The organism is Streptomyces sp. NPDC044704 (assembly GCF_056433525.1).
On the sequence record NZ_JBWKGY010000014.1, the window covers coordinates 196826 to 207697 of the forward strand.

12 protein-coding genes are annotated in these 10872 nt (G+C 73.6%); 8 read left to right on the forward strand and 4 right to left on the reverse strand.

The window, feature by feature from the left end; genetic code table 11:
• Positions 1-3 precede the first annotated feature (3 nt).
• The 7 genes from AC07B0_RS29255 to AC07B0_RS29285 all read left to right on the forward strand — a co-directional run bounded on the left by AC07B0_RS29255 (position 4) and on the right by AC07B0_RS29285 (position 5367).
• On the forward strand, positions 4-285 hold the full coding sequence (locus AC07B0_RS29255) for a metal-sensitive transcriptional regulator (RefSeq protein WP_469382316.1): 282 nt from the start codon (positions 4-6) through the stop codon (positions 283-285).
• Positions 286-447: 162 nt separating this feature from the next.
• Positions 448-843: a BlaI/MecI/CopY family transcriptional regulator gene (locus tag AC07B0_RS29260; RefSeq protein WP_356876452.1), complete on the forward strand. Its 396-nt coding sequence runs from the start codon at positions 448-450 to the stop codon at positions 841-843.
• Entirely contained in the window at positions 840-1745 is a 906-nt protein-coding gene (locus AC07B0_RS29265) for a M56 family metallopeptidase (RefSeq protein ID WP_469382315.1), read from the forward strand. The genes AC07B0_RS29260 and AC07B0_RS29265 overlap by 4 nt, the downstream gene beginning before the upstream one ends.
• Positions 1746-1876: 131 nt before the next feature.
• Entirely contained in the window at positions 1877-2356 is a 480-nt protein-coding gene (locus tag AC07B0_RS29270) for a GNAT family N-acetyltransferase (RefSeq protein ID WP_356876456.1), read from the forward strand.
• A gap of 264 nt (positions 2357-2620) precedes the next feature.
• Positions 2621-3529, forward strand: a complete 909-nt coding sequence (locus AC07B0_RS29275) for a class I SAM-dependent methyltransferase (RefSeq protein WP_467292972.1) — start codon at positions 2621-2623, stop codon at positions 3527-3529.
• 113 nt (positions 3530-3642) lie between these two features.
• Positions 3643-4080 carry a Fur family transcriptional regulator gene (locus AC07B0_RS29280; RefSeq protein WP_469382314.1) on the forward strand — a complete coding sequence of 146 codons (438 nt, stop codon included), beginning with the start codon at positions 3643-3645 and terminating at the stop codon, positions 4078-4080.
• A gap of 234 nt (positions 4081-4314) precedes the next feature.
• Positions 4315-5367, forward strand: coding sequence for a helix-turn-helix transcriptional regulator (locus tag AC07B0_RS29285; protein ID WP_356876462.1), 1053 nt, complete (start codon positions 4315-4317; stop codon positions 5365-5367).
• A gap of 500 nt (positions 5368-5867) precedes the next feature.
• On the opposite strand, the gene mshA is transcribed toward AC07B0_RS29285, so the two are convergent.
• Together mshA and AC07B0_RS29295 are read right to left on the reverse strand one after the other, a co-directional pair.
• Positions 5868-7184, reverse strand: a complete 1317-nt coding sequence (gene mshA / locus AC07B0_RS29290; RefSeq protein ID WP_469382358.1) for a D-inositol-3-phosphate glycosyltransferase — start codon at positions 7182-7184, stop codon at positions 5868-5870.
• A gap of 175 nt (positions 7185-7359) precedes the next feature.
• Positions 7360-8934, reverse strand: coding sequence for a class I tRNA ligase family protein (locus tag AC07B0_RS29295; protein WP_469382313.1), 1575 nt, complete (start codon positions 8932-8934; stop codon positions 7360-7362).
• Between the two features lie 282 nt (positions 8935-9216).
• On the opposite strand from AC07B0_RS29295, the gene AC07B0_RS29300 reads away from it, so the two are divergent.
• Positions 9217-9960: a PIG-L deacetylase family protein gene (locus AC07B0_RS29300; protein WP_356876466.1), complete on the forward strand. Its 744-nt coding sequence runs from the start codon at positions 9217-9219 to the stop codon at positions 9958-9960.
• 79 nt (positions 9961-10039) lie between these two features.
• On the opposite strand, the gene AC07B0_RS29305 is transcribed toward AC07B0_RS29300, so the two are convergent.
• Positions 10040-10714, reverse strand: a complete 675-nt coding sequence (locus AC07B0_RS29305) for a maleylpyruvate isomerase family mycothiol-dependent enzyme (RefSeq protein ID WP_356876476.1) — start codon at positions 10712-10714, stop codon at positions 10040-10042.
• On the reverse strand, positions 10711-10872 hold a 162-nt coding region (locus tag AC07B0_RS29310), incomplete at its 5' end, for an adenosylhomocysteinase (RefSeq protein ID WP_469382357.1). The genes AC07B0_RS29310 and AC07B0_RS29305, both read right to left, overlap by 4 nt.

Below are 10872 nucleotides of genomic sequence, written 5' to 3' on the forward strand. Positions count from 1 at the left end.
CCCGTGGCCGGTTACGCAGAACACAAGGAAGACGTCATCAGACGCCTGCGGCGGATCGAGGGACAGGTCCGCGGGGTGCAGCGGCTGGTCACCGAGGACGCCTACTGCATCGACGTGCTCACCCAGGTGTCCGCGGTCAACGCGGCGCTCCGGTCCTGCGCCGTGACCCTGCTCGACGACCACCTCGGCTCCTGCGTCACCGAGGCCGTCGCACAGGGCGGGGACGGCGCGCGGGTGAAGGTCGGCGAGGCCACCGAGGCCATCGCCCGGCTCATCCGTACGTAACCCCGCCCGTCCCGTCAACCGCCCCTCCACACCGCGCAGTTCGTGGAGGGGCGGCCGGCGTTCCCGGACCGGCGCCGGGCCGGCGTACCAGGCGGGGGTATGCGCCCGCCGCGGGGGCTGGCCGTACCATGAGCCGCTCGCGAGCGGGAGGGGCCGAGAGGGATGCGCGTACGCCGGCTGGGAGAGCTGGAGGCCGAGATCATGGACCGGGTGTGGCAGTGGGAACGCCCCGCATCCGTCCGCGAGATCGTCGACGACATAAACCGGGGCCGCAAGGTCGCCTACACCACCGTCATGACCGTGGCCGACATCCTGTACCGCAAGGGCTGGCTGAGCCGCGAGAAGTCCGGCCGGGCCTGGATCTACCAGGCGGTCCGCAGCCGCGAGGAGTACACCGCGGCGCTCATGCAGGACGCCCTCGGCGACAGCCAGGACCGCAGGGCCACCTTGCTCCGGTTCGTGGAGCGCATGTCCCACGAGGACGTCGAGGCGCTGGACGACGCCCTGCGCGCCGCCCGGCCCGACCGCCCCGCCGGCCCCACCGGAGGCGGCCGGTGAACCACCACGTCCTGCCGCCCCTCGGACTCGTCCTGATCACGGGCCTGCTGATCCCCTGGATGCTGCTCCGCGCCCGCTGGGCCCAGCAGGTGCCCCGGCTGGGCCTGGCCGTGTGGATCGCGTGCGGGGCCCTCTTCGCGCTGTCGACGGCGATCCTCCCCGCGCAGCTGCTGCTCCCCGCGGAGACCAGTCACCGGCTGATCGACGCGGCCCTGACCCTCAGCCCGCCCTCGCCGCGCCGGCTTGCGGACGGGACGGCGCGCGAGCTCCTCGCCGCCGCGTCGGCACTCGCGGTACTGGCGCTGCCCGGCACCGGTTTCGTACGGGAGCTCGTGCGGGCGCGCAGGGCCCGCGGCCGGCACGCCGAACTGCTGCGGCTGGTCGGCCGGTACGACGCGGAGCTCGGCGTGACGGTACTGGACGACGCGCGGCCCGCGGTGTACTGCCTGCCGGGGCGTTCGCGCCGGGTCGTGATCTCCTCGGGAGCGGTGGAGGTCCTCTCGGAGCAGGAGCTGGCCGCCGCCCTCGCGCACGAGCGGGCCCACATCGCCGGCCGGCACCACCTGCTGGTCGCCGCGGCCGGGGCGTACTCGACCGTCTTCCGCCGGCTGCCGCTGGCCCGGATCGGCGGGCAGGCCGTGCCGCTGCTCCTGGAGATGGCCGCCGACGACCGGGCGCTGCGCGGCTGTACCCGGGACTCGCTGGCCACGGCCCTCTACGCGCTGGCGGCCGGACGCGCGCCCCGCCGGGCGTTCGCGGCGGGCGGCCCGTCGGCGGCGGTGCGGATGCACCGCATCCTGACCCCGCACCGGGTGGGGCACGCGGTGCTGCGCGGGCTGCTCGCGGTGACCGCGGCGGTGTCGGTGATCGTTCCCACGATCGTCGCCTGTTGTTGGACGTGATAGCGGCTCCCCTCAACCCGGCTATTTACTAAGCCAATTCGTAGATTTCGCCTCGCCCCCGACCACTCGAATTGCCCGCTATTCTGGGCGCGTGCGGGCTCAGGACCGGTACGGCGAGAGGTGCGGAACAAATGCTGCTGGCTGACGTGCGGACGGCAGCGCCCGGTGACGCGACGGCGATATCCCGGCTCCTCGCCGAGGCGATTCGCGGGGACTACGGCGACCTCCTCGGTGAAATCCGTGCCCGCCGACTGGTGTCGGACCATTGCGCCCTGCCCCGCATAAGAGCGGAAATTGAAATTCCCGGCGGGGCGCCCGGCTGGCTCGGCTGGCTGGTGGCGGCCGACGCGGCCGGCGCCGTCGTCGGAGCCGTCTCGGGCGGCGTCCCCGTCGCGTCCGAAGGCGAGATCTACGCCCTGTGCGCGGCTCCGGCCCACCGCCGGCAGGGCATCGGCACCGCGTTGCTGGCGGCGGCCACCGGACGGATGCGGGAGCACGGGGCGACGTCCCAGCGGATCGGGCTGCCCGTGGAACAGGCCCCGGCCCTGCCGTTCTTCACCCATCACGGGTTCACCGCGCTCACGCCGGTCCGCCTCGGCCGCACGTTCTGACGGCCGCACGTTCTGACAGCTGCACGCTCTGAGGGCCGCACGTTCTGACGGCCGCCCGCCTGCGACGGCTGCCCGCCCCGGTCGCCGGCCCGCCGTCCTTCCTCCACCCCGCGGGCGTGGCAGATCCACGCCATCGCGTGTTCACGCAGCCCGCCGCTCTGGCCCGGACCCCGCGCCGCAGGACAGGATTTCACCAGCGGCGCGGTCCCGGCGGCACGGGAACCCCGCCCGGACGGCCGGACCGAGCGAGCCCCTGGAGGAGCGATGCACACACCGAGCGGCACTTCCCTGACCGTCATGCCGGTCGTGCCCACCGCGCCCGCACCGGTCCCGCCGTTCCCGTACGCGGCCCCCGGCGTCCCGCCCTGCGGCGGCAGCGCCCTGCCGGCGTCCGTGGAGTTCCTGCCCGGCCTGGAGTCGGCCGCGCCGGCCGCCGAGGACGACGCGTGGCTGTACGACGCGCTGCTGGGTCCGCACAGCGCGGACATCGTCCGCTACCTGAGCCTCGCGCGGCGGTGCGGCGGCGGCCCGGTGCTGGACCTGGGCTCGGGAGCGGGCCGGCTGGCCGTCCCGTTCGCCCGCCAGGGCTTCTCCGTCGAGGCCGTGGACCGGGACGCCGCCTGCCTGGAGCGGCTGCGGGCCTGGGGCCGGCGGATCGGACCCCAGGTGTCGCGGCGTCTGGTCACCACCCGGGCCGATCTCGCGGAACTGCGGTTGCGGCGGACGTACCGGCTGGCCCTGCTGGCCGGGACGACGGTCGCGGCCGTCCCGCCCGGCGCCCGCCCCGGGCTGCTGCGCGAGATCGCCGCCCACCTGGAACCGGGCGGTGCGCTCGCCCTCGACTTCACGGCGCACGGGCTGCGGGGGCTGTCGGACGAGCCGGTGCGCACCTGGGCGTTCCAGGTGCCCCGCTTCGACGGCGTCGAGGAGTGGGCCGTGGCCCGGCAGGTCTTCGACCTGGACGGCATGAGCGAGCACATCACCTACCACTGCGTCCGCACCGGCAAGCTGAGCACCGAACGCGTCGTGCGGAGCACCCGCAAGTGGATCGTGGACCCCGAACGCCTCGACGCCGAACTGGAGGCGGCGGGACTGCGCGTGGAACGCCGTCGGCGCCACCGCCTGGACGAGCGGACCGAGAGCGTCCTCCTCGTGTGCCGGGCCGACGGATGACCTCCGCCCCGCGCGGGCCGATCCGCCCTCCCCTCCCCCGTTCCACGGGGCGGACAAGAGGTACGATGCCTCCAAAGGTTTGAGCGGACCAGATGACGGATGGTGGCGCAGCGATGGCTGTCGTGGAGGAGTCGACCGGCCGCGAGGCGGTGATCCAGCGCCTCCGTGACGTGGGTCTGCGCGTGACCGGGCCGCGCCTCGAAGTGCTCCAGGTGCTGGCGGCGGGCGGGCACATGGACGTCGAGTCCATCACGGCGGCCGCCCGCGAACGGCTGGGGACCCTGACCAGCCAGGCCGTGTACGAGATGCTGCGGCACTTCCTGGAGACCGGACTGGCCGCGAAGTTCGACCGCCCCGGCCTGCCCGCCGTCTTCGAGGTCTCCGGCCCGCCGCACCAGCACGCCCTCTGCCTGCGCTGCGGCCGCGTGGAGAACGTACGGGCCGAGGTGCCCGAACCAGCGGGCGAGGAACTCCGCGCCTGGCGGATGGGCGACGCGGAGATCACCTTCAAGGGGCTGTGCCCGGACTGCCTGGGCACGGCGCAGGACTGACCCGGCCCCTCACACCCCCCGGCCCCACATCGCCGCGCCCGCACGGGAGTTGGGTCCGCGAGCCCCCTCCGGGCGGCCCCGGGGCGGCCCGTCCCGGCCGCCCGGAAGCAGAGTCGATCACCCCGGCCGGGCATTGTGACGCCCGTCACATCCGTTTCCGCGGGGCGGGGACTCCCTCACCGGCATGTGCCAAAGTGTGACTGTCGATTCGTAAGACGAGGGGGTCGCTTCGCGATGGCAACGGGCGATGGCAGGGACGGCATCCAGTCGGCCGACAGGGTGCTGGCCCTCTATCAGGAGCTGCGCCTGCGCGGGGTGTCCAACCTCAACGACGTCTTCGCGGAACTGGGGCTGGCGCCCGAGGAGCGCGAGAGCCGGCGTGCGGAGCTGATGGACCTCGGCCTCATCGTGCCCACGGACAGCACGCACGCGACGCGCGCCGATCTCCAGTCGGAGGCCTGGCGGCCGGGCCCGGACGCGGTCGCCGTGGTCGACCCCGAGATCGCCCTGCTGCGGATGCTGCAACGCGAACGCGAGCGGCTGCGCGAGCACCTGGACGAGTCGGACCGGACCTACAGCGCGCTGGAGACGCTGGTCGGCAGGTTCCTGCGGCCCGGTTCGCTGAGCGGTTCCGAGGTCGAGGTGGAGATCATCGACGACTACGGGCGGATCCAGCAGGTGCTGGAGGACATCACGGACGTCATCCGGCACGACCTGACGTCCATGCACGTGACGGCCCTGGTCCGGGAGGTCGCGGACCGCGTGCTCAGCCGCGACCGCAGACAGATCGACAACGGGGTGCGCATCCGCGCCATCTACCACCAGCGGATCACCACCTCGCCGGAGGCGGTGGAGATGCTGCGCCGCCGGGTCGAGGCCGGGGTCGAGATCCGGCTGTCGCCCGCCGCCCCGATGAACATGATCATCGCCGACCAGCAGTTCGCCGTGCTGCCCGTCCACCCCGACGACCGGTCGGCCGGCGCCATCCTCGCCCGCGGCCCCGCCCTCGTGCGCTCCTACCTGGCGCTGTACGAGCACTGTTGGCACGCGGCCACACCGTACGGCGACGACGTCGCGCCGGAACTCGGCGGGGACGGGCTGTCCGAGCAGCAGCGGGCCGCGCTCAAGATGCTCGCCTCGGGCATGAAGGACGAGAAAGTCGCCCGGAATCTGGGAGTGTCCTTGCGGACGGTGAGCCGCATGCTGTCCGAACTGATGCAGGAAATGGGGGCGTCGAGCCGATTCGAGGCCGGCGTACGGGCGCAGCGGCTCGGCTGGCTGGATTGATTCACCCCACACCGACCCCGGAGGCCCCGTCCGGCATCCCCTCCGGATGACCCGCCCGAAATACCGGCGCAACACCCCGGTCGGGGCAAATGGAGAAGCCCCGCGGCCGCCGGGGGGGGGCGATCACGAGGCTCTGTTGCGGAAAGGGGCCGGGCGGTTCAGTCCCAGCCGTTGTCGTTCGACCGGGCCGACGTCCGCGCGGTGACGGTACAGGACGGGTGGGCGTGGCCGGAGCGTCCGGTGTTCCCGTGCATTCGGGTGATGTGCGCAGCGGACATGATTTCCTCCAGGAATGTGAATTGCCGATTTCGTCTCCGCGGGTCCGTGCCGCCGGCATTCCGTCGAAGACATCTCCATTGTCGTACGGCATCCGCGGCCGGACCAGTTTCCTGTAGCGCACCTGAGGCGGATCTGGAGTCCCGGCGGGCGGGCAGGGCTCCGTGCCAATTCCGCGCATTCCGGCTGGAGTTCATGGAGACGTTACACTTGCGCTCCTTTGGTCAACCCAAAAGTGCTGCTAGTGTGGAATTCCGGCCTTCTCGACCCTCCAGGGGAGAGGCGCCGGCGAGGCAGGGGCGTGCCGCCGCTCCTGCCTCATTCGTCTCCGGGCCCGGCTTCTCCTCCCGCAGCACGTCCCGGTAGACCTCCAGGGTCCGGGTGGCCGCGGTCTGCCAGCTCATCGTCCGGGCGTGCCGCACCGCCGCCCTCCCCATCGCGGCGCCCGCCCGCGGGTGTTCCGCGAACCAGCGCAGCCACCGGGCGTACTCCAGCGGATCGTTGCCGCGGACCAGCATGCCGGTCACCCGGTCCCGTACGGCGGTGGGCAGTCCGCCGACGGCCGACGCCAGGACCGGCGTACCGCAGGCCTGCGCCTCCAGGGCGACCAGCCCGAAGGACTCGCTGCGCGAGGGCACCATCAAGACGTCCGCCGCCCGGTACCAGTCGGCCAGCTCCGCCGGCGGCACCGGCGGGTGGTGCCGCAGTACGTCGGCCACCCCCAGCTCCCGGGCCAGTTCCCAGGCGTCGCCGCGCGGCCCGGCCCCCGAGTTGCCGCCCACCACCGGGACGATGGTCCGCCGGCGCAGCGCCGGGACCTCCCTCAGGAGCTCGGCGACGGCGCGCACCATCACGTCCGGCCCCTTGAGGGGCTGGATGCGGCCCGCGTACAGGGGGACGAACGCGTCGGCCGGCAGGCCGAGCCGGGCCCGCGCGGCGGCCCGGCCCCGGCCGGGGCCGAAGGTGCGCAGGTCGACACCGGGCCGGACGACCTCCGTTCTTCGCACTTCGGCCCCGTACAGGTTCCGCAGCGCGACGGCTTCGTCGGCGCTGTTGGCGATCAGCCGGTCTGCGGAGCCGACCACCTGGTGCTCGCCGCGGATCCGTGACTGCGGCTCGGGGGTGTCGCCGTCCGCGAGGGCCGCGTTCTTGACCCGGGCGAGGGTGTGGGCGGTGTGCACGAGCGGTACCCGCCAGCCGACGGCGGCGATGCGGCCTGCCTGCCCGGAGAGCCAGTAGTGCGAGTGGACCAGGTCGTAGCGCCGTTCCTCCTTGAGCAGTGCCAGTGAGAACGGCACCACCAGGGCGGGCATGTCCTCCTTGGGCAGGGCGGCCCGCGGGCCGGCCTCCAGGTGCCGCAGCCGGACGCCGGGGCCCAGGTCGGCCCAGCGGGGGCGGGCCTCGCCGCGGCAGCGGGTGAACAGGTCGACCTCGACGCCCAGTTCGGCGAGGGCTCGGGAGAGCTGGACCATGTAGACGTTCATGCCACCCGCGTCCCCGGTGCCGGGCTGGTGCAGCGGCGAGGTGTGGACGCTGAGCATGGCGACGCGCAGGGACACGTGGAGCTCCTACGGGGAGGGGCCGCGCGTACCCTCGCGCGCCGTGCGACCGGCGCGGGGTCACGCGGCGAAGGGAGGTTTCTGTCGTCTTGCCGTCTTGCCGTCTTGCCGTCTTGCCGTGCCGTGAGCCGTGGTGCCGTCCGGTCGGACGGCGGGGTCAGAAGCCGAACACCGGTCCCGAGGGCGGCGCCAGCCGGGTGCCGGGGGCGGGCGGGGCGAGCACCTCGGCGGAAACCGGCCCTCCCGGCGGCACCCGCAGGGCGGCGGCCAGCCGGTCCGCGCCCTCGGGCATCACGGGCCGCGCCCAGGCGCCGAGCGCGCGGGCCACGGCCAGCTGCGCCGCCAGCACCGGCTCGTGCCGGCGGCCCGCGGTGGGGCGGTGTGCCTCGTGCGCGTTGACGTGGCCGAAGTCGGACGCCGACCGGACCATCTCGTCGAGGAGGGCGACCGCCCTGCGCGGGTCGAACGCCTCGGGCGAATAGGCCTCGCGCAGGTCTTCCACCCCGCGCAGGAGCCGCCGCTCCAGCACCTCCCAGCCGGTGCCGCCGGGCAGCGCCGCCGGAACCAGTCCCGCGCACTCCTCCCGCACGGCGGTGAACAGCCGCGACAGCCAGTGGTTCCAGCTCTCGTCCAGTTCCCGGCGGGCGGCGGCGAGCCGGTCGGTGTGGAACTCCGTCCGGGGGGCCACGGGCCGGGCCTGGAGGACGTGCCGGCGCAGCGTGTCCGAGCCGTACTCGGTGATCAGGTCCAGCGCCCAGGCCTTCTGGCCCGAGCCCCAGACGAGCGCCTCGTCGTCGATGACGTACGCCTCGTTGACGCAGAAGCGCTGCGGCAGCTCGACCCCCTGGGCGAAGAGCAGCACCGGCAGCAGGACGGCGTGACAGAAGGCGTGGCCGAAGCCGCAGAAGTGGATGGCCCGTTCGGGCAACGGACGGTCGCCGTGGCCGAAGAGCTGCATCGCGGCCGCCTCGAAGCAGCCGTCGATGCGGTGCTCGGGGAAACCGTCGACGGGGACGGGGAGCCCCCATCCGGCGGGGTGGGACACGGCGATGTCCGGCAGCCCGTCCTCGGCGAGCGACTCGCACAGCGCGGCCAGGCGCGGCGGGAGGCCGGTGGCGGCCCAGTAGGCGGCGAGGGCCTCGCGGTGCGGCTCCAGGGGGATGTAGAGGCGCCGGCAGCGCCGGGGTGCGGCCGGGGAGCCGCACTGGACGCAGCGCGGCTCCAGCAGGTCGCCGCCGTCGTTGGGGCGGGCGCACTCGTGGCACATGCCGCCGTCGCTGGCGGCCGAGCAGTGCGGGCAGGAGCCGGTGACGTGCGCTCCGTGGAGCCAGCGCCCGCAGGGTTCGCAGTACGGCGTCAGGCGGGTGCGGGCGGCGATGACGCCTTCCGCGTGGAGCCGCCGGAAGAGGTCGGCCAGCCAGCGGCCGTAGCCCTTGTCCTGGCGCGGGCGCACGATGTGGTCGAACTCGACGCCCGAGCGCAGCCAGTCGGCGGTGATCGCTTCCCGGTAGCCCTCGGCGACCTCCTCCGGCTTGCGGCCGGCGCGGAGCGCCCGCACGTGGACGGAGCTGGTGTGGTCGGCGGTACCGGTGGTGAACAGGACGGGTTCGCCCTCGGCCCGCAGGTACCGGGACAGCACGTCCGCCGCGACGTAAGGTCCCGCGAGATGGCCGACGTGAAGTTCGCCGTGGGTGGCCGGCGGGGTCGCGGTGATCCATACGGGGGTGCTCATGGGACCTCCTTGACGCTGTGGTGCGAAGTACGCAGCGAGGCTCGAAACGGAAGGGGCGGACGCCCTCCCCGCTCCGCGCTCCGGCGGGAGGGGAAGGGGAGAACGGGGTGCCCATACAAAGCCTGACAGAGAAACGAACCGTACGGTCTGGTTCGGGCTTGCGCGTTCACGCCGTTGCGTGGAAACGCCAGGAAGGCGGGGCCGTGGCGTAGAGATGACATGTCGCGAGTACGCCAGAGGGGCCGCCTTGCGGCCCGCGTCCGCGCCCAACACGCTGATCTCATGGATCACTTCGCGACCGACCGCACAGACCTCAGCGCCCCGGAATCCCTGCTGGTCGTGGCCGCGCATCCGGACGACATCGAGTTCTGCGTCAGCGGGACGGTCATGCGGTGGATCGCGCAGGGCACGACGCGGGTGACGTACTGCATCGTCACGGACGGCGGCGCCGGCGGCTACGACGAGATGCTGCCGCGCCAGGCCATGGGCGACCTCCGCCGCGCCGAACAGGTCCACTCGGCCAAGCGCAGCGGCGTCGACGACGTCCGCTTCCTCGGCTACCCCGACAGCTACGTCGAGTCGAGCGTGGAGCTGCGCCGCGACCTGTGCCGGGTGATCCGGGAGGTCCGCCCGCAACGCGCGATCATCCCGAGCCCGGAGATCAACTGGGCGCGGATCGCCGACCTGCACCCCGACCACCGTGCGGTGGGAGACGCCGCCCTGCGCGCCGTCTATCCCGAGGCCCGCAATCCGTTCGCACACCCGTCCCTCCTCAAGGAGGAGGGCCTGGAGCCGTGGATCGTTCCGGAGCTGTGGCTGATGACGGGCCCCACGCCGAACCGGTACGTCGACGTCACCCCCGTGTTCGACCGCAAGGTGGAGGCCCTGCGCATCCACACCTCGCAGACCGCCCACTTCGACGACCTGGCGGGCCTGTTGCGGAACTGGCTCGGTGAGCACGCGCGGTCGGCGGGGCTGCCCGCGGGAAGGATGGCGGAGGCCTTCCAGGTCGTGCGCATCGACTGAGCGGACGCGCCCGCGGCCGGGCCGGGTCCCGCTCCGCCGCGGTGGGCGGAACGGGACCCGGCCCGGCCGTTTTCCGGGGTCACCGGTAGATGAGCAGTTCCTCCTCAGCCGCGCCCGCCAGTTCGTAGCGGGTCGCGACCAGCGGACGGCCCGAGTAGAGGCGGATCAGCGTCGCCGCGTCCCCGCCGAACCGGGCGGGAGGCCGGCCGGGCACCGCGTTGCCGAGGACCAACGGTCCCGCGTGCCCGTCGATGTCGGCGAGCAGGCGTGGCGTCTCCCGCCTGCGGCTGGCGGTCCGGAGCAGGGGCAGGGCGAGCGCCAGGCTGTCCCCGGCGTACGCCCCCGGCGCCCCGAACGCCTCCCGGACGTCGCCCGCGTGGATCCACTCCCCCAGTGCCACCGCGTCCAGCGTGCCGTCGCCCGCGGCGATGGCCGCGCCCGCTTCGCTGAGCCCGCGTTCCAGCTCGTCCACGATCCGGGGCACCGGCCAGTCCGCGCGCTCGGCCACGTCGGCGGCGTTGGCGGCGGGGAGGAAGACCCCTTCCTCCAGCCGGCCTTCGACGATCCGTACGAGGGCGGCCGCGCAGTGGGCGAGGACGTCCCGGGCGGTCCAGCCGGGGCACGCGGTGCGCAGCCCGTACGAGGCCTCGGGCGTGCGGCGCAACAGCGGTATCAGCGCGTCCCGTTCGGTGCGCAGCAGCAGGTCCGGGAGCCAGGGATCGCGTACTTCGTCGGCGGTCTCCACGGCGGTCAGTAGCGGTAGTGGTCGGGCTTGTACGGGCCCTCGACCTTGACGCCGATGTAGGCGGCCTGCTCCGGGCGCAGGGTGGTGAGCTTGACGCCGAGGGCGTCGAGGTGGAGTCGGGCGACCTTCTCGTCGAGGTGCTTGGGCAGCACGTAGACGTCGGTCGG

Bases quoted from the DNA above. Each gene is read 5' to 3' on its own strand.
- AC07B0_RS29260 (WP_356876452.1), top strand. From the start codon at position 448: ATGCGCGTACGCCGGCTGGGAGAGCTGGAGGCCGAGATCATGGACCGG.
- AC07B0_RS29270 (WP_356876456.1), top strand. From the start codon at position 1,877: ATGCTGCTGGCTGACGTGCGGACGGCAGCGCCCGGTGACGCGACGGCG.
- AC07B0_RS29275 (WP_467292972.1), top strand. From the start codon at position 2,621: ATGCACACACCGAGCGGCACTTCCCTGACCGTCATGCCGGTCGTGCCC.
- AC07B0_RS29280 (WP_469382314.1), top strand. From the start codon at position 3,643: ATGGCTGTCGTGGAGGAGTCGACCGGCCGCGAGGCGGTGATCCAGCGC.
- AC07B0_RS29285 (WP_356876462.1), top strand. From the start codon at position 4,315: ATGGCAACGGGCGATGGCAGGGACGGCATCCAGTCGGCCGACAGGGTG.
- mshA (WP_469382358.1), bottom strand. From the start codon at position 7,184: ATGCTCAGCGTCCACACCTCGCCGCTGCACCAGCCCGGCACCGGGGAC.
- AC07B0_RS29295 (WP_469382313.1), bottom strand. From the start codon at position 8,934: ATGAGCACCCCCGTATGGATCACCGCGACCCCGCCGGCCACCCACGGC.
- AC07B0_RS29300 (WP_356876466.1), top strand. From the start codon at position 9,217: ATGGATCACTTCGCGACCGACCGCACAGACCTCAGCGCCCCGGAATCC.